16 protein-coding genes are annotated in these 17,172 nt (G+C 65.8%); 11 read left to right on the forward strand and 5 right to left on the reverse strand.

Features of this window, described 5'->3' with window-relative positions; translation table 11 throughout:
- Positions 1 to 2: 2 nt before the first annotated feature.
- The 5 genes from ACFWB0_RS03005 to ACFWB0_RS03025 form a co-directional block, all read right to left on the reverse strand.
- Positions 3 to 1,181, reverse strand: coding sequence for an MCE family protein (locus ACFWB0_RS03005; protein ID WP_378488944.1), 1,179 nt, complete (start codon positions 1,179 to 1,181; stop codon positions 3 to 5).
- Positions 1,182 to 1,191: 10 nt separating this feature from the next.
- Positions 1,192 to 2,040 (reverse strand): MlaE family ABC transporter permease, encoded by an 849-nt coding sequence (locus ACFWB0_RS03010; RefSeq protein ID WP_378488945.1) that lies wholly within the window; start codon positions 2,038 to 2,040, stop codon positions 1,192 to 1,194.
- 13 nt (positions 2,041 to 2,053) lie between these two features.
- Complete coding sequence (locus ACFWB0_RS03015) at positions 2,054 to 2,818, reverse strand: MlaE family ABC transporter permease (RefSeq protein ID WP_378489116.1); 765 nt, start codon at positions 2,816 to 2,818, stop codon at positions 2,054 to 2,056.
- A gap of 465 nt (positions 2,819 to 3,283) precedes the next feature.
- Positions 3,284 to 4,201 (reverse strand): 3-oxoacyl-ACP reductase, encoded by a 918-nt coding sequence (locus ACFWB0_RS03020; RefSeq protein ID WP_378488946.1) that lies wholly within the window; start codon positions 4,199 to 4,201, stop codon positions 3,284 to 3,286.
- A 129-nt stretch (positions 4,202 to 4,330) separates the two neighbouring features.
- Positions 4,331 to 4,531, reverse strand: a complete 201-nt coding sequence (locus ACFWB0_RS03025; protein WP_378488947.1) for a ferredoxin — start codon at positions 4,529 to 4,531, stop codon at positions 4,331 to 4,333.
- A 105-nt stretch (positions 4,532 to 4,636) separates the two neighbouring features.
- Here ACFWB0_RS03025 and ACFWB0_RS03030 point away from each other — a divergent pair, with 105 nt between their 5' ends.
- The 11 genes from ACFWB0_RS03030 to ACFWB0_RS03080 all read left to right on the forward strand — a co-directional run bounded on the left by ACFWB0_RS03030 (position 4,637) and on the right by ACFWB0_RS03080 (position 17,135).
- Complete coding sequence (locus ACFWB0_RS03030) at positions 4,637 to 5,815, forward strand: acyl-CoA dehydrogenase family protein (RefSeq protein WP_378488948.1); 1,179 nt, start codon at positions 4,637 to 4,639, stop codon at positions 5,813 to 5,815.
- Between the two features lie 15 nt (positions 5,816 to 5,830).
- Positions 5,831 to 6,946: an acyl-CoA dehydrogenase family protein gene (locus ACFWB0_RS03035; RefSeq protein ID WP_378488949.1), complete on the forward strand. Its 1,116-nt coding sequence runs from the start codon at positions 5,831 to 5,833 to the stop codon at positions 6,944 to 6,946.
- A 34-nt stretch (positions 6,947 to 6,980) separates the two neighbouring features.
- A complete protein-coding gene (locus tag ACFWB0_RS03040; protein ID WP_378488950.1) occupies positions 6,981 to 8,600 on the forward strand; it encodes a long-chain-fatty-acid--CoA ligase in 1,620 nt (539 codons plus the stop codon).
- A 191-nt stretch (positions 8,601 to 8,791) separates the two neighbouring features.
- On the forward strand, positions 8,792 to 9,547 hold the full coding sequence (locus tag ACFWB0_RS03045; RefSeq protein ID WP_378488951.1) for an MlaE family ABC transporter permease: 756 nt from the start codon (positions 8,792 to 8,794) through the stop codon (positions 9,545 to 9,547).
- Positions 9,544 to 10,404 (forward strand): MlaE family ABC transporter permease, encoded by an 861-nt coding sequence (locus ACFWB0_RS03050; protein ID WP_378488952.1) that lies wholly within the window; start codon positions 9,544 to 9,546, stop codon positions 10,402 to 10,404. The genes ACFWB0_RS03045 and ACFWB0_RS03050 overlap by 4 nt, the downstream gene beginning before the upstream one ends.
- 4 nt (positions 10,405 to 10,408) lie before the next feature.
- Positions 10,409 to 11,581, forward strand: a complete 1,173-nt coding sequence (locus ACFWB0_RS03055) for an MCE family protein (protein ID WP_378488953.1) — start codon at positions 10,409 to 10,411, stop codon at positions 11,579 to 11,581.
- A complete protein-coding gene (locus tag ACFWB0_RS03060) occupies positions 11,578 to 12,594 on the forward strand; it encodes an MCE family protein (protein ID WP_378488954.1) in 1,017 nt (338 codons plus the stop codon). The genes ACFWB0_RS03055 and ACFWB0_RS03060 overlap by 4 nt, the downstream gene beginning before the upstream one ends.
- A complete protein-coding gene (locus ACFWB0_RS03065; protein ID WP_378488955.1) occupies positions 12,591 to 13,610 on the forward strand; it encodes an MCE family protein in 1,020 nt (339 codons plus the stop codon). Before ACFWB0_RS03060 ends, ACFWB0_RS03065 begins: the two co-directional genes overlap by 4 nt.
- On the forward strand, positions 13,607 to 14,836 hold the full coding sequence (locus ACFWB0_RS03070) for an MCE family protein (RefSeq protein ID WP_378488956.1): 1,230 nt from the start codon (positions 13,607 to 13,609) through the stop codon (positions 14,834 to 14,836). The genes ACFWB0_RS03065 and ACFWB0_RS03070 overlap by 4 nt, the downstream gene beginning before the upstream one ends.
- Positions 14,833 to 15,927 carry an MCE family protein gene (locus ACFWB0_RS03075; RefSeq protein WP_378488957.1) on the forward strand — a complete coding sequence of 365 codons (1,095 nt, stop codon included), beginning with the start codon at positions 14,833 to 14,835 and terminating at the stop codon, positions 15,925 to 15,927. The genes ACFWB0_RS03070 and ACFWB0_RS03075 overlap by 4 nt, the downstream gene beginning before the upstream one ends.
- Positions 15,924 to 17,135, forward strand: a complete 1,212-nt coding sequence (locus ACFWB0_RS03080) for an MCE family protein (RefSeq protein WP_378488958.1) — start codon at positions 15,924 to 15,926, stop codon at positions 17,133 to 17,135. Before ACFWB0_RS03075 ends, ACFWB0_RS03080 begins: the two co-directional genes overlap by 4 nt.
- Positions 17,136 to 17,172 lie beyond the last annotated feature (37 nt).

Consider the following 17,172-nt stretch of genomic DNA (forward strand, 5'->3'; position numbering starts at 1 on the left):
GGTCACTGCCCTGCCGGAAGGTAGTCGCCGAACAGGAATCCGAAGATCGTCGGGTACCGGATCCATGCCTCAGTGGCGGGCTTGAACGGGACCGTCGCTGTGTCGGTCACCAGGAACGGCGCATTCCCGTCTCGGACCGGATCGAAATTCGGCATTCCGTGGCAGTTGGGGCCGCCCGACGCACCGACCACCGGAAGGTCCTCCTCGTGGTTGTAGGGGGTCGCTCCGCCCATGAAACTGGTACTGAGCGTCAATGCCGCGTACTTACCGGTGCCCGCCATCGGCTCGAACGCGACCCGCGCATCGTTGAGACCGGTGATGAAGCAGGTGAGTTCGGGCGAGTACTCGCCGAGCAGCGTGGTGGTATGAGTCAGGGCATCGAGCGCGGTGGTGAGCTGGGCTTCGTTCTCCCCCAGTACGTCCCGCCCAGTATTGGCGAGACCGGTGAGGTTCATCAGCAGCAGATCGAGTTGTTCCTGCTCGTCGACGACGGTGTTGCCCACCTCCGTCGCATTCCCGATCGTGGTCATCAGATCGGGCGCGACATCGGCGTAGAGCTGCGCGACAGTCGCGCCGACCTCGAGGTCGTATTCGAGTTGTGGCAGAGACGGGTTCATCTCGGCCAGGTACTCGTCGGCCGCGACGAGGGTCGCGCCGAGTTCGTCCCCGCGCCCGTTGAGCGCTTCGGACAACGCGCCGAGGGTTGCGTTGAGCTTCTCGGGCTGGATCTGCGCCAGGACGTCGGAGAGATGTTCGAAAACGGTGTTGAATTCGACGGTCACGCTGTCGGCCGCGATCACCGCGCCCTCCTGCATCGGCGTCGACGACGGGTCGTCGGGGACGATGATGTTGACGAACTTCGCCCCGAACACCGTGGTCGATTCGATCGCTACCTGAGCATTCGACGGGATCAGGTCCATCTGTCCGGGCTGCATCGCGAGTTCGAGCACGGCGCCGTTCGGGCTGTGCTCGATCGATGCGACCCGGCCCACCTCGACGCCGCGCAATTTCACTTTGGCCTCGGTCTCCATCACCAGCCCGGACCGGGCCGAGGTGACGGTGATCGGTGTCGTCGACGTGAAGCCACCGACGAACAATGTCAGCGCCACGGCGACGATCGCCACCAGTCCCCCGACCAACCCGAAGGCGGCAAGCTTCTTCTTCCACGAAGGAGTATCCATGCGCGCCGCCCTATCCCGACAGGTTGAAGTTGCCGGAGGTGCCGTACACCGCGAGGGAGATGAGGAGGGTCACCGTCACGACCGCGATCAACGAGGCCCGCACCGCGTTGCCGACCGCGACACCGACGCCGACGGGGCCTCCACTTGCGGTGAAACCGTAGTAGGTGTGGATGAGCATCACCGCGACCGCCATCACCATCGCCTGCACGAACGACCACAGGATGTCGGTGGGTATGAGGAAGGTCGAGAAGTAGTGGTCGTAGACGCCGCCCGACTGCCCGTAGAGCACGACGGTCGCGAACCTGCTGGCGATGAACGACGCGATGACCGCCAGCGAGTACAGCGGGATGATCGAGATCATTCCTGCCATCACGCGGGTCGAGACGAGGTAGGGAATCGACGGGATCGCCATGGTCTCGAGGGCATCGATCTCTTCGGAGACACGCATCGCGCCGAGCTGCGCGGTGGAACCGGCGCCGATCGTCGCGGCGAGTCCGATACCTGCGATGGTCGGGGCGGCGATGCGCACGTTGATGAATGCGGCGAAGAAGCCGGTGAGGGCCTCGACTCCGATGTTGCCGAGCGAGCTGAATCCCTGCACGGCGATGATTCCGCCGGTGAACAAGGTCAGGAAGCCGACGATCACCACGGTGCCGCCGATGACGGCGAGCGCGCCTGTGCCCATGCTGATCTCCGCGATCAGCCGCACGGTCTCCTTCGGGTAGTGCATCACCGCGCGCGGCATGGTGCCGAGTGCGCGGGCGAAGAACAATGCTTGCTCGCCGAGCCTGTCGATCGATTTCGACGTCTTGCCGAGTCGTCGCGTAGTTCTGGGGAATCGGCCTGTCATCAATGCCATCGTGTGTGCCCCCTCATCCGCCCGTGAGCTTGATGCCGACTGCGGTCACGAGGAGATTGACGACGAAGAGCGCCATGAATGCGAACACCACCGTCTGGTTGACGGCGTCGCCGACACTCTTGGCACCGCCCCTGACGTTCAGACCGAGGTATGAGGCGACGAGTCCGGCGATCATGCCGAACAGGCCTGCCTTGACCTGGGAGATCATGAGTTCTCCGAATCCGGTGAGCAGAGTGATGCCGTTGACGAAGGCGCCCGGGTTCACGCCCTGGAAGAAGACGGAGAAGCCGAAGCCACCGAGGATGCCGATGGTGCAGACGAGTCCGTTGAGTAGAAGCGCGACCACGGTGGACGCGAGGACCCGCGGTACGACGAGGCGCTGGATCGGATCGATACCGAGCACCTTCATCGCGTCGATCTCCTCGCGAATGGTGCGGGCGGCGAGGTCGGCGCAGATCGCGGTGGCTCCGGCGCCGGCGACGATGAGCACGGTGACCATGGGCCCGACCTGGGTGACAGCACCCAAGGCGGCTCCCGCACCGCTGAGGTCGGCCGCGCCGATCTCCCTCAGCAGGATGTTCAGCGTGAAGCTGACGAGCACGGTGAACGGGACCGCGACGAGGATGGTCGGCATCAGGGAGACCCTGGCGACGAACCATGCCTGATCGATGAATTCGCGGCGCTGGAACGGACGGACGAAGGCGGCACGCGCGGTCTCGCCTGTCATGGCGAACAAGCCACCGACGGCCCGCAGGGGGACTTCGAAGAGGTCTACCACCGCGTTTCCCCTTCGTTCGATGATGTGCTTGCCCCACGCCACAGCAGCAGTATTGCTGTGACCCGCGCCATATTAACTAGAACGTGTTCACGTGTCAAAGATGCGTCGCTTCCACGGTTGGAATGTCGGTGCTACTGACGAAAAAACATGGGCGGGTTCAAAGATCCCAAGCGGACATAAGCCGGTTTACACTGGGGTTTTGATGAGAATGCGCATCACCGGGCAACCTTTCCGAATTGCCGACGCCATGCTGCCGCTACATCGAAATCGACTTGCTCCGGCAGAAAAACTAGAACAGATTCCCATGTTGTTTCGGCATCGAGAAAGCTGCTTTTCTTCACAGCCGGAGCCGGGCGCCGACGCCCGGAGGCGCGCGGAGTGCAACAGTAACCGACACTGCCGGTTGCAGTAAACCCGATCCGGACGAGCGTCCGGATCGGACCTGCCACGAAGCTTAGAGGCGAATTACAGGGCGAGCGCGGCAGATGCCGAGAACGTCCTGCCCGGATCCCGGTCCGAGAAGTACCCACCGAGTTCGGAAGCGAGCGCAGCAGGGGTCCACTGCCCGTCGGCGTCGAAGCGCTGCTCGACGGTCGGCGCTGCCATCAACGCAACCATCGGGCCGTAGACGATGAAGACCTGGCCGTTGACGTTCTCTGCCGCGGGAGAGGCCAGGTAGGACACCAGCGATGCGACATGATCGGGCGAAAGGGGATCGATCTCGCCGTCGGGCGCATCCCCGAACACCGCTTCGGTCATCGCGGTGCGCGCCCGCGGGCAGATCGCGTTGGCGCGGACGCCGTACCGCGCCAGACCGCGCGCCGCCGATACGGTGAGCGAAGTGATGCCCGCCTTCGCGGCACCGTAATTGGCCTGCCCCTCGGGGCCGAGCAGTCCGGCTTCGGACGAGGTGTTCACGATCCGCGCGTAGACCGGGCCACCGATCTCCTTCGACCTGCCACGCCAGTAGGCCGCGGCGTTGCGGCACAGGAGGAAATGGCCACGCAGGTGCACCGAGATGACGGTGTCCCATTCCTCGTCCGACATGTTCGGAAGCATCCGGTCGCGGACGACACCGGCATTGTTGACCACGATGTCGAGCCCACCGAACCGATCCACAGCACGGGACACCAGCGCATCGGCGGTGGCACGTTCGGCGACACTGCCGGGCACGAAGTCGGCGTCGACCCCCAGCGCACGGATCTGCGCGAGGGTGTCCTCCACCGCGTCGCCCGGAGCGAGATCGTTGATGATCACCCTCGCTCCCGCACTGGCGAGACCGAGCGCTTCGGCGCGTCCGAGTCCCGCGCCGGCACCGGTGACGACCGCAACCTTGCCCTCGAGCGACACATCCCCGTCGCGACCGTTACCGACAGCACTCATTCACGCACTCCCTTGCGAAGTCGGGCAAGACATCCAAGATGCCCTCACCCGTGGTCCACTCCGGGGATCCGAAGCCGCCCCGGAATCTAGAACTTGTTGCTGTTTATGACAAGACCCGCGAACTCGCCGTCAGCTCGTCGCTGCCGAAACCTCGGACAGCGCCGCGCGGGGGCACTGCGCGATCGCATCACGAACGAGATCCTCGCTCCCCGCGGGAACGGGATGCACGACGATCAGTTCGTCGTCGTCGTTCAGATCGAAGACGTCGGGTGCGATACCCACGCACACACCGTTGGCCTCACAGCGGTCGAAGTCGACCTCGACATCCATCTCCGGACCTCATTCCTCACCGTAGGAGTCATTCGAACTCAGACTAGAACGCGTTACAATTCTGTGCAATGATTCGTCGGATCCTGAGACGACGGAGGAGCGTTCGTGGACATCGACTACACCCCCGGGCAGCAACGGCTACGCGAGGAACTGCGCGAGTACTTCGCAGACCTGATGACGGAAGAACGACGCGAGGCACTCGCCGCCACCACCGGTGAGTACGGCTCGGGCAACGTGTACCGCGAGGTCGTTCAGCAGATGGGCAAAGACGGGTGGCTCACGCTCGGCTGGCCGGAAGAGTTCGGCGGCCAGAATCGTCCGGCGATGGACCAGCTGATCTTCAGCGACGAAGCCGCCGTCGCCGGCGCGCCTGTTCCATTCCTGACCATCGACTCGGTCGCGCCGACGATCATGCACTACGGCACCGACGAACAGAAGGCCTACTTCCTCCCACGCATCTCCGCCGGTGAACTCCACTTCTCCATCGGATATTCCGAACCGGAGGCAGGCACCGACCTCGCGTCACTGCGCACCAGCGCCGTACGCGACGGCGACGAATGGGTGATCAACGGCCAGAAGATGTGGACGAGCCTGATCGCCTACGCCGACTACGTGTGGCTGGCAGTACGCACCGATCCTGATGCCAAGAAGCACAAGGGAATCAGCATCCTCATCGTCCCCACCGACGCCGAGGGTTTCTCCTACACGCCCGTGCACACCATGGCCGGCCCCGACACCAGCGCCACCTACTACCAGGATGTCCGAGTCCCCGCCTCCGCACTCGTCGGCGAGGAGAACGGCGGCTGGGCCCTGATCACCAATCAGCTCAACCACGAGCGGGTCGCGCTGACCTCCGCCGGCCCCGTCCTGAGCGCACTGCGCGAGGTTCGGGCCTGGGCACAGCACACGCACCTTCCCGATGGGCGGCGCGTGATCGACCAGGAATGGGTTCAGGTCAACCTGGCGCGGGTGCACGCGAAGGCCGAGTACCTCCAGCTCATGAACTGGGACATCGCCTCCGGCACCGGCCCCCTCGGACCCGCACCTGCCTCGGCCAACAAGGTCTTCGGAACGGAGTTCGCCACCGAGGCGTACCGCCTGCTCATGGAGATTCTCGGCCCGGCGGCGACAGTGCGTCAGAACTCCCCCGGCACACTGCTGCGCGGACGCATCGAGCGGATGCATCGCAGTTCGCTGATCCTCACCTTCGGCGGCGGCACCAACGAAGTGCAGCGCGACATCATCGCGATGACCGCACTCGGCCTGCCGCCTTCCAAGCGCTAGAAAAGGACGCCCACCGTGGATTTCACCCTCACCGAAGCGCAGCAGGACCTCTCGGAACTCACGCGCAGCATCGTCACCGACATCGTCACCAACGACCATCAGCGCAGTCTCGATGCCGCCGATGATCGCACCGACCACACTCTGTGGGATGCCCTTGCCTCCTCGGGTGTTCTCGGCGCGGCGTTGCCCGATTCGGTCGGCGGCGACGGATTCGGCCCCCTCGAACAGGCCGCCGTCCTCATCGAACTCGGTCGCGGCGCCGCGACCGTCCCCTATCTGACGTCGATCGTCGTATCTGCTTCCGTCATAGCAGAATTCGGCACAGAGTCACAGCTCGAGGAGTGGGGTGCACCAGCCGCATCCGGCGAGAAGATCCTCACCGCCGCGCTGGCCGAAGAGATCCACGACGATCCGCTCCATCCCACCACCTCGGCCATCGTCTCCGGTTCCGGCCACGTGCTGAACGGCACCAAGATCGTCGTCGACACCGCACCCGTCGCCGACGGCTTTCTCGTGCCTGCCGCGACGGACGACGGGGTCGCGGTGTTCCTGGTCCGCGCCGACGATCCCGGTGTGAGCGTCACTCCGCAACAGACCACCGGTTTCGGGTCCACCGGCATCGTCACACTGGACGGGGTTGCGCTCGGACCTGACCGCATTCTCGGTTCCGACGGTGCAGCCGTCGCAGCCCGGCTGCGCGACCACCTGCTTCTCGGATCGGCCGCCTACCAGTGCGGTGTCCTCGACCGGGCGCTCGAACTCACCGCCGAGTACGCCCGCGAGCGGGTCCAGTTCGATCGTCCCATCGGCAGTTTCCAGGCCGTCGCACAACGCCTGGCCGACGCGTACATCGACGTCAGAGGCGTGCGCCTGACGCTGTGGCAGGCAGCCTTCCGCATCGCCGAGGGCGATCCTCACGAACAGGAACTGCGCACCGCCGCATTCTGGGCCGCCGACGCCGGGCATCGGGTCGCGCATACCGCGGTGCACGTGCACGGCGGTGTCGGGCTCGACGAGGACCATCCCGTTCACCGGTACTTCCTCGTTGCGAAGCATCACGAGTTCTTGCTGGGATCGGCCACGGCGCAGTTGCGTGCACTCGGCAGGGAACTCGCCGACGCTCCTGCCTGACGCTCCCCTGCCCTGACGTTCGGAGGAAGTCATCATGCCCGACACCGTTACTACACTGCTCCGGCGTCTCGACACGGTCGACGACCGGGGCATGCGGTTCGAGGACTCCTTCGTCTCGTGGCGCGACCAGGTCGCGCTCTCCCACGATCGCGCGGCGCTACTGCGCAGCATTCTCGATCCGTCGCGTCCCCGGCACATCGGTCTGCTGCTCGACAACGTGCCGGAGTTCTCGCTCCTGCTCGGAGCGGCCGCGTTCTCGGGATCGGTGGTTGCGGGTCTGAACACCACCAGGCGCGGCGAGGCGCTCGCCCGCGACATCCTGCTCGCCGATTGCCAGGTGGTGTTCACCGAGACCACCCACCTGAGTCTGCTCGAGGGGCTCGACCTCTCCGGGGTGCGGGTGATCGACATCGATTCCGACGAGTGGCACACGATGATCTCCTCGTACGCGGGATCGGAGCAGATCGTCGACACCACCGATCCGGACGACCTATTCATGCTGATCTTCACGTCCGGCACCAGCGGCGACCCGAAAGCGGTGCGCTGTACCCACGCGAAGATTTCCGGGCCCGGTCATATGCTGGCCGAAAGGTTCGGGCTGGGTCCGGCCGACACCGTCTATCTTTCGATGCCGATGTTCCATTCGAACGCGATGATGGCAGGGTGGGGCGTCGCCTTGGCCGCCGGGAGTTCGGTCGCGTTGCGCCGCCGGTTCTCGGCGTCGGGATTCCTTCCCGACCTGCGTAAGTTCTCGGTGACGTACGCGAATTACGTGGGCAAGCCGCTGTCGTACATCGTGGCAACACCGGCGCGGCCCGACGACGCCGACAATCCCCTGCGGATCATGTACGGCAACGAGGGCAGTGCGCCCGCGGTCGCCGAGTTCTCCCGACGTTTCGATGCGGTCGTCGTGGACGGGTTCGGCTCGACCGAAGGTGGTGTGTCGATCGCCGCGACACCCGGCGCACCGCCCGGGGCATTGGGCCGACTTCCCGGCAATGTCGTGATCCTTCACCCCGAGACCGGACTGGAGTGTCCGGCCGCGGAATTCGATGCGGACGGCCGCATCGTCAACGCCGACGAGGCCACCGGCGAGCTCGTCAACAACGAAGGCGCAGGCGCGTTCTCCGGCTACTACAAGAATCCGGAGGCCGATGCAGAGCGGATCCGCGACGGCAGATACCACAGTGGCGACCTCGCCTATCGGGACAACGACGGCTTCGTGTATTTCGCCGGCCGCAGTTCCGGATGGTTGCGCGTCGACGGTGAGAATCTCGGCGCGGCGCCTATCGAGCGGGTCCTGCTGCGCTATCCGGGCTTCGCGCAGGTGACGGTCTACGGCGTGCCCGATCGATATGTGGGCGACCGGGTGATGACCGCGGTCGTTCCCACTGTGGACGACGATTTCGACCCGATCTCCTTCGCCGAATTCCTCGATGCACAGGCCGATCTCGGCCCCAAACAGCTCCCGACATTCGTTCGGGTGGCGCGTAGTCTTCCCCGCACTGCAACGTTCAAGATCCTCACGCGCTCACTGTCCGCCGAACGGTGGCATTGTTCGGATCCCGTGTGGGTCCGCGAACGTGGCCAGAACGAATTCCATTTGTTGACAGACGAACTCGCGCACAACATGGACAAGGTCTCCACCGCCTGAGCATAGAACGCCTTATCCGGCGCAACGCATGCCGATTCCCTTGTCGCCCCACATACCCTGCGGTATGGTCTGGCGGAACCCGTAGTTCGGGAGCGTGATCCGTGGGGGAGGCGAGAGCACCGATGGTGTCGAATTCCCGAACCTCAGTGTCTCGAACCTCCGTGTCTCGAACCTCCGTGTCTCGAACCTCCGTGTCTCGGAACGTTGCATCCGCACTCGGTGGCTTCTACTCGCTGTCGCTCGACGCCTTCACCGGGTTGTTCCGCGCGCCGTTCCAGTGGCGTGAATTCCTCACCCAATTCTGGTTCATCGCTCGGGTTTCCCTCGTCCCCACCGTGCTGATGTCGATTCCGTTCACCGTGCTCGTGGTGTTCACCCTCAACACACTGCTGCTCGAGATCGGCGCGGGAGACCTCAGCGGGGCCGGCGCGGGCCTCGGGGCGATCACCCAGATCGGGCCCCTCGTCACGGTCCTCGTGGTCGCCGGCGCGGGCGCGACCGCGATCGCCGCCGATCTCGGCTCCCGCACCATCCGCGACGAAATCGCCGCGCTCGAAGTACTCGGGATAGATCCCGCCGCACGGCTCGTACTCCCCAGGGCACTCGCCTCGACCGCCGTCGCCGTCACGCTCAACGGTGCAGTGTGCGCGATCGGGCTCACCGGCGGGTTCTTCTTCTCCGTGATGTTGCAGAACGTCGACCCCGGCGCCTACGCCGCGGGGGTCACCCTGCTCGTAGGGCCCGGAGAACTCCTGCTCTCCCAACTCAAGGCCGCCGTGTTCGGTCTCCTTGCCGGACTCATCGCGTGCTATCGGGGACTCTCGGTCACCGGCGGCCCGAAAAGTGTCGGCGAGGCCGCCAACGAGACCGTCGTGTTCGCGTTCGTCGCACTGTTCCTCGCCAACATGCTGCTCACCACGGTCGGGATCGCGGTGATGGGCCGATGAACCTCGTGGCGTTCACGGCGAGCCGCGGGGTACTCGCGGGAAAACGTGCGGCCCGATCCGTGTCGCGGGGCATCGACTCCGTCGGTCGCCAGGTCATGTTCTTCGTCGGCGCTCTCGTATCGACCGGCCGTGCCGCACGCCACTACCCGCGCGAGACCCTGCGTGTGGTCTCCGAGATCGGTCTCGGCACAGGCGTCCTCGCGATGATCGGCGGAAGCGTCGCGATCATGGGCTTCCTGACGCTGTTCGCAGGCGCCACCGTCGCAGTCCAAGGCTTCACCTCACTCGGCAACATCGGCGTCGAAGCGCTCACCGGGTTCCTGTCCGCGTACGTCAACGTCCGAGTGGTCGCGCCCGTGGTCGCGGGTGTGGGATTGGCCGCAACCATCGGCGCGGGCACCACGGCCCAGCTCGGTGCGATGCGGATCAGTGAGGAGATCGACGCACTGGAGGTCATGGCCATCCGCTCGATTCCGTATCTGGTGGGCACCCGCATCCTTGCAGGCCTCATCGCGGTCGTCCCCCTGTATGCGCTGTCGGTGCTCGCGTCGTTCCTGTCGAGCCGCATCGCGACGGTCGTCGTGCTCGGCCAGTCACCTGGCGTCTACGACCACTACTTCGCCACATTCCTGCGTCCCGCCGACGTGCTGTGGTCGTTCCTCCAGGCCATCACGATGGCCGTCGTCGTGATGACCGTGCACAGCTACTACGGGTACACCGCCACCGGCGGCCCGGCCGGCGTCGGTGTCGCAACAGGGCGCGCCGTGCGGATGTCGCTGATCGGCGTGGTCACCGTGACCCTGCTGATCTCCCTGGCCCTCTACGGAAGCAGCCGGCAGCTGCACCTGGCTGGGTGATCCGATGCCCGCCGGTCAGTCCCCCACATGGCTCCCGAAGGTCGTCACGGCCGCACTGGTCGTCGTGATCGCCGCCGTCCTGCTTCTCGTCTACCACAGCTTCCGCGGCTCGTTCGCCCCCGGAATCACCGTCACCGTCGAGAGCGACAGGGCCGGTTTGATGCTCGAACGCGGATCGATGGTCAAAGCGCACGGGGTGCAGGTCGGCACTGTCACCTCTGTCGCGCACACTCCGTCCGGAGCTGTCGTCGAACTGAGCCTCGACCCCGACGATGCTGCACGGATCCCTGCCGGGGTGGGAGCCGACATTCGCGCCACCACGGTCTTCGGCGCCAAGTACGTCACCCTCACCGACCCGCCGATACCGGGACCGACGGGACTGTCCGACGGCACCGTTCTGCTCGCCTCGAACGTCACGGTGGAGACGAACACCGTCTTCGAGTCGTTGTCGGGTGTGCTGCAGGCCGTCGATCCCGCCGAGCTCAACAGCACCCTCGGTGCACTGTCCTCCGCGCTTCGCGGACGTGGCGATGCCCTCGGCGGAGCGATCGAGGATGCCGACGTGCTCCTGTCGCAGATCGAACCTCGGCTCGACGTCATCGACCGCGCCCTGGCCGCAGCCGAGGCCTCCGCCGACATCTACGCCGGCGCCACCGACGATCTGGTCGATGCGCTCGACAACCTCGCCGTCACCGGCGGCACGATCGTCGACCGCGCCGACGACCTCGACCAAGTCCTCCTCGCCGCCACCGGCATGAGCGACGCAGGACTCCGCGTGGTCGGTCCGCACACCGAGGAGATCGTCGAAGTCCTCGAGCTGCTGCGTCCCACCGCATCACTCCTCGACGAATACTCCCCGGTGCTGCCCTGCTTCTTCCAGGGCGCCGACCGCGCCCGCATGCTCGCCGAACCGGCGTCCGGAGGCAACGGAGCAACCATGATGCTCAACTCCACGTTCCTGCTGGGTGTGGATCCGTACGAGTACCCGCGGCACCTGCCGGTCGTCGAGGCCACCGGTGGACCTCGCTGCGGATTGCTGCCGGTCGTCGAACCCGAACAGACACCGGCCCCCTACCTCGTCGCGCGCACCGGTGCGAATCCCTTCGAGCGGGGCAACACGTCGCCGGTGTTCGTGCCGGACTCACTGTTCGAACTGCTCTCCGGAGCGCCCTCATGACCAGGACGGCAGTCGCGGCGAGCATCTACGCGACGGTGATGCTGCTGATCCTCGGCGGACTGTTCGTCGTGTTCGGCCAGGTCCGATTCGGCGACACCACCGAATTCCGGGCGGTATTCGACGACGTGTCCGGACTCGAGGAAGGCCAGTTCGTGCGTGTGTCCGGTGTCGAGGTAGGGAAAGTGTCGTCGGTCGAGTACACCGACGGAAACCGCATCGAGATCGTGTTCGACGTCGAGTCCTCGTACACACCCACCCGAGCGGCCGTGGCCACCGTCCGCTATCTGAACCTGGTCGGCGACCGGTACCTGGAACTGTCCGACGGGCCGGGCGACGCCACCCCCATGGAACCCGGCGAGATCATCGGAACCGACCGCACCGAACCCGCGCTCGACCTCGACGTGCTGATCGGCAGCTTCAAGCCCCTGTTCCGGGCGCTCGAACCCGAGCAGGTCAACCAGTTGTCCGCCGATCTCATCACCGTGCTCCAGGGCCAGGGTGGCTCCGTGGAATCGATTCTCGTGCACGCCGCGTCGCTCACCTCGAGTATCGCCGACCGCGATGCCCTCGTCGGTCAGGTCGTCGCGAACCTCGACTCGGTGCTGGCAAACCTTGCCGCACACCGCGACACGATCGACACCGCTCTCGACCGCGCGCAGCAACTCGCGTCCGGTCTCGCTCAGGACAGCACCCTGCTCGCCGACTCCGTCGCCCATATCGACGCGGCCGGCGCAGAGGTGGCCGCGCTCCTCACCGAGGCTCGAGCCCCACTCGCGGGCACAATCCGCGAAACAGGAACCTTGGCAACGCTACTCGACTCGCGCAGCGACACCATCGAACAACTGACCACCGAACTTCCCGAAGCGTATGCCTCGCTCACCCGCCTCGGCGCCTACGGCGGGTTCTTCAACTACTACCTGTGCGGCATGCTCATCAAGGTCAGCGATCCGTCCGGAAACACCCTCACCTCTCCGCTGTTCGGGCAGACCACGGGCAGGTGCACTCCACAATGACCCAATTCCGTGAGATGAATCAGGTCCGAGTCGGCGTCGTGGGTTCCGTCGCGATCATCGTGCTCATATTGTGCGCCTTGAATATCCGGGCACTCCCGTTCGTCGACGACGGCAGCACCTATCGCGCCCGATTCGTCGACGCCGGCGGGTTGAACACCGGCGACGCCGTGCAGGTGTCGGGCAAGGACGCGGGGCGGGTCACCGACATCGAGATCGACCACGATGCCGTGGCCGTCACCTTCACCGTCACCGACGACGTCGTCCTCGGCACCGACACCACCGTCGAGATCGCCACGGCCACAGCACTCGGCGCACGGCACCTGCGTGTGCGCCCCGCCGGGCCGGGAACCCTCGACCCCGACACCACCATCGACGTCGACCACACCACCGCTCCGTATCAGCTCACCGATGCCCTCGGCGATCTCACCGAGACCGCAGCAGAACTCGATGCCGAACAACTGCGCACCTCCATGGACGTCCTGTCCGACACCCTGCGCGACACCCCCGACGACGTCGCCGCAGCCCTCGACGGAGTCGTGCGACTGTCCGGCACGGTCGCCTCCCGCGACGAATCCCTGCGCGAATTGCTTCGGCACGCCGAAGAAGTCACCACCGTGCTTGCCGAGCGGAGTACCGCAATCGATTCGCTGATCGTCGACGCGGATCGCATTCTCACCGAACTCGACCGCCGCCGCAGTTCGCTCGAGACGCTGTTCGCCAACGTGCAGGCATTGTCGGTCGAGATCGGAAACCTCATCGTCGACAACGAAGCGCAGCTGGCTCCTACGCTGCAGAAGGTCAACTCGGTGCTCGACATCCTGACCCGCAACCGTGACGACATCGCCCTGGCGATCCAGCGGCTCGGCCCCTACGCGACCGAACTCGGTGAAGCGGTCGCGTCGGGCCCGTTCTTCAACTCGTATATCCAGAATCTGCTGCCTGCGCAGATCATCGAGCCCGCGCTCACCGCCGCGCTCGAAGGTGCGGGTATCGCCCCGGTGGGAGGTGGCCGATGACCCGCGTACGCCCCCTTCTCACCTGGCTCGTTCCCCTGGTCGTGCTGGCACTCGTCGCGGTGCTGTCGTTCACGGTGGCGCCGTGGCGTTCGTCGGTCGAATACGCCGCCGAGTTCGATACGAGTCGCGGCCTGTACGTCGGCGACGACGTGAGGGTGATGGGCGTCGAGGTCGGGCGGGTCACCGATATCGAACCGCGCGGCAACCACGTTCTGGTGACCTTCACTTCGGATCGGCCCCTACCCGCAGACGCGCAGGCCGCGATCCTCGCCCCGACGCTGGTCTCGGCGCGGTTCGTGCAGCTCACTCCCGCGTACACGGGCGGGCCGGAACTTTCCCCGGGAGCCGCGGTTCCGCTCGAGCGCACGGCAGTGCCCGTCGAATGGGATGAGATCACCGAACAACTGACCCGGTTGACCACCGAACTCGGGCCGACCGTCGACGACCCGCAGGGCCCTCTCGGAGAGGTCCTCGACACCGCTGCCGCCAACGTCGAAGGGCACGGTCCGGCGATGCGCGAGTCCCTCGAACAGTTGTCTGCTGCGCTGCGCACCATCTCGGACGGACGTGAAGACATGTTCGGCACCATCGGGAATCTCCAGGTGTTCGTGGAGGCACTGTCGCTCAGCAGCAGCCAGATCGTCTCTCTTCACACCCACCTCGCGTCCGTGACGCAGACTCTCGACGACAACCGCGACGACATGGGCGCCGCGCTCGCCACCCTCGACACGGTGCTCGTCGACGTCGAACGCTTCGTGCGCGACAACCGTGGGAACATCGACACCACGCTCGATCGCACCGCCGCGCTCACCGAGACGCTCGCAGCGCAGCGCGACGGAATCGCGCAGGTCCTGCATGTCGCGCCGACCGCGTTGTCGAACCTGCAGAGCATCTACCAGCCCGCTCACAACACCGTGGTGTCCGCGCTGGCGCTGTCGAACTTCGCGAATCCGGCCCAGTTCGTGTGCTCGGCCCTTGCCGCGGCGGAGCAGGTCGATGCCCATACCGGCTCCGAACTGTGCGTGCAGTACCTCGGCCCGATCCTTCCGTTGCTCACGATGGAATACCCGCCCGTGCGCATCAATCCCACTCGCGGGGTCGGGGCGCTGCCCGATCAGCTGGTGTACACCGAAGCCGATCTCGAACCCCAGCAGGTGCTTTCTCCACCGGTGCCGGTGGTCGCTCCACTCGACCTTTCCGAACTCCTGCTCCCGGGGGGACCGTGACCTCACGACTGTCGAAGATCGCACTTGCACTGATGTTCACCGTGCTGGTCGCGGGGTGCGAGTGGCGCGGACTGAATTCACTCGAACTGCCCGGCACCCATGGCCGGGGCGACGGCGCATACGAGGTCATCATCGAGATGCCCGATGTCACCACACTCGAACGGAATTCGCGTGTACGGACCGGCGACGTCACGATCGGGCGCGTCGCCGATCTGCAGCTCGCCGACGGGCACGCGGTGGTGACGGTGATGCTCGACGAAGGTAGCGAGCTTCCCGCCAACGCGACCGCGAAGATCGGGCAGACCAGCCTGCTCGGTTCCGCGCACGTCGAGCTGGACGCACCGACAGCCGAAGCGCCGCAGGGCCGGTTGGAGGACGGCGACGTCATTCCGCTCGACCGGGCGGGATTGTTCCCCACGACCGAGCAGACGCTGTCGTCGCTGTCGCTGGTACTCAGCGGCGGCGGGCTCGCACAAGCGCAGGAGATCAGCCGCGAACTGAACACCGCTCTCGACGGACGTCAGGAGTCGGCGCGGGCACTGATCACCCGTCTCGACACCGTGCTCGTCGGACTCGACGGTCAGAAAGAGCAGATCATCGGGGCGATCGAATCCGTCGACGCGCTCGCCGCGGAGGTCGCCGAGCACAACCAGCGCCTCGCGGCCGCTACCGATCAGCTCGCCCCCACTCTCGAGGTATTGAACGAGCAGCGTGAAGATCTGACGAGGGCCGTCGATTCTCTGGGGCAGTTCGGCCGTGTCGCCACGGAGGTCGTCGAAGCCGGCGGCGACAACGCCGTCGCGAATCTCCGAGACCTCGAGCCGGTCCTCGCGGCGCTCGCGGGCACGGGCGATTCGCTGACCGAGTCGCTGCGCTACCTGCTGACGTTCCCGTTCCCCATCGACACCTACAAGAATGCGGTCCGCGGTGACTATGCGAACGGCACGGTCATCCTCGACCTCACGCTCCCGACGCTGGAGAACGCACTGCTGCTCGGGACGCCGTTCGAAGGCGCTCTCACCGGGTCGGGTCCTCCGATCCCCGACCTCGTGTCGCTGCTGGTTCCGCCCATCGAGGAGGCAACCCGATGAGTCCCACCGTAGCTCTGCGTGCCCGGCTGATCGTGTTCTTCACGATCGGTATCGCTGCGGTGCTGGCAGTGGCGCTGTGGGTCGTGAACCTGCCGCAGCTGCTCGGGGTCGGCAGGTACGAGGTCCGCGTCGAACTCGTCGATGCCGCAGGACTGTATCCGTCGGCGAATGTCACCTATCGGGGCTTCGAGATAGGACGGGTGACCGATGTCGCGATGAACACCTCGGGGGCCGAAGCAGTGCTCTCGCTGGATTCCGGGGTCGCTGTGCCTATGGATGCACCGGCGCAGGTCCGCAGTATGTCGGCGGTGGGTGAGCAGTACCTCGAGTTCCTGCCCGGGAGCGAGGAGGGACCGTATCTGCGCGACGGTGCCGTCGTCGCCGCAGCGCAGGTGTCGCTTCCCGAGCCCATCGCCGGGGCGCTGGACCAACTCGACGAGACCCTGCAGTCCGTCGGGAACGACCGCCTTGCGACGCTACTCGACGAAACCTACACGGCAGTAGGTGAATCCGATGAGGCTCTACGGACGCTGATCGACGCTGCCGCGGCCGTGAGCGCCGACGGTGCCGACAGCGCCGACACCATCGCGGCGCTGCTCGATCAGGCGGGCCCCCTGCTCGAAACGAATATCACGGCGTCGGAGTCGATCACGCAATGGGCCGGCGCCCTCGCGGGAACTACCGCACAACTGCGCGAATCCGATGCGGACATTCGTGCGCTGCTCGATGTCGCTGCACCCGCCGCTGCGCAGGTGCAGGCGATGTTCGAGGAGATGGAGCCGACGATGCCGCTGCTGCTCGCGAACCTGATCACCGTCGAACAGGTTGCGGCCGTGTACCGTCCCTCGCTCGAGCAGATGCTGGTGTTGTTCCCGTCGATCATGGCGTCGACGCAATCCGCGGGGTTGCCGAACGTCGACAATCCTTCGCAGAACACCTATTTCGTCAACTCGTACAACGATCCTCCGCCGTGCATCGAGGGTTTCCTTCCGCCCGAGCAGCGGCGCTCCCCTACCGAGCTCGATGTGCCGGAGACGCCGACGGATCTGTACTGCAAACTGCCCGCCGATTCGCCGATTGCGGTGCGAGGGGCAAGGAACATGCCGTGCATCGAGTACCCGGGCCGACGGGCCGCGACGGTGCAGTTGTGCCGCGATGGCGGAGGTTCGGCGACGAACCTCGGGGAACTCATGACGCCACCGGCGTGACCGCCCGTGCGTGGTTCCGGTAGTCCCCGCTACCAGA

Origin of the sequence: Rhodococcus sp. NPDC060086 (genome assembly GCF_042730275.1) — a bacterium.
Lineage (GTDB): Bacteria > Actinomycetota > Actinomycetes > Mycobacteriales > Mycobacteriaceae > Rhodococcus.